Annotated in this window: 1 protein-coding gene; it reads right to left on the bottom strand. The window is 61.0% G+C overall.

Translation table 11 applies throughout. The features are described 5' to 3' along the window. Positions 1-636: cadherin-like domain-containing protein (locus BFV97_RS08910; protein WP_157888302.1), on the bottom strand; the 636-nt coding region annotated here is incomplete at both ends.

Genomic DNA, 636 nt, shown 5'->3' on the forward strand with positions numbered 1-636 from the left:
GCGCCGTTGGCTCCATCCGTGGCCAACGCAAAGCTGAGCGCGTCTCCGTCCACATCAGACGCGGCGACGCTGCCGGAAATCACCGTATCTTCATCACCGGAGGCCGTGCCCGCCTGTGCCACAGGCGCGTCATTCACCGCATTGACTGTGATCGTCACGGTCTGGGTATCGATTCCGCCATTCCCGTCGCTTACCGTATATGTGAAACTGTCAGAGCCGTTAAAGTCCCCATCCGGCGTATAGCTGTAACTGCCATCCGCCGCCATCGTGACCGCGCCGTTGGCTCCATCCGTGGCGAGCGTGAAAATGAGCGTATCTCCGTCCACATCAGACGCGGCGACGCTGCCGGAAATCACCGTATCCTCATCACCAACAGCCGTGCCAGCCCGTGCGACCGGCGCGTCATTCACCGCATTGACAGTGACCGTCACGGTCTGGGTATCTGTCCCGCCATTGCCGTCACTCACCGTATAAGTAAAGCTGTCCGAGCCGTTGAAGTCCCCATCCGGCGTGTAGCTGTAACTGCCATCCGCCGCCATCGTGACTTCGCCGTTGGCTCCATCCGTTGCCAGCGCAAAGCTGAGCGCGTCTCCGTCCACATCAGACGCGGCGACGCTGCCGGAAATCACCGTATCT

It is taken from the genome of Neptunicoccus sediminis, assembly GCF_001719615.1.
Classification (GTDB): domain Bacteria; phylum Pseudomonadota; class Alphaproteobacteria; order Rhodobacterales; family Rhodobacteraceae; genus Amylibacter; species Amylibacter sediminis.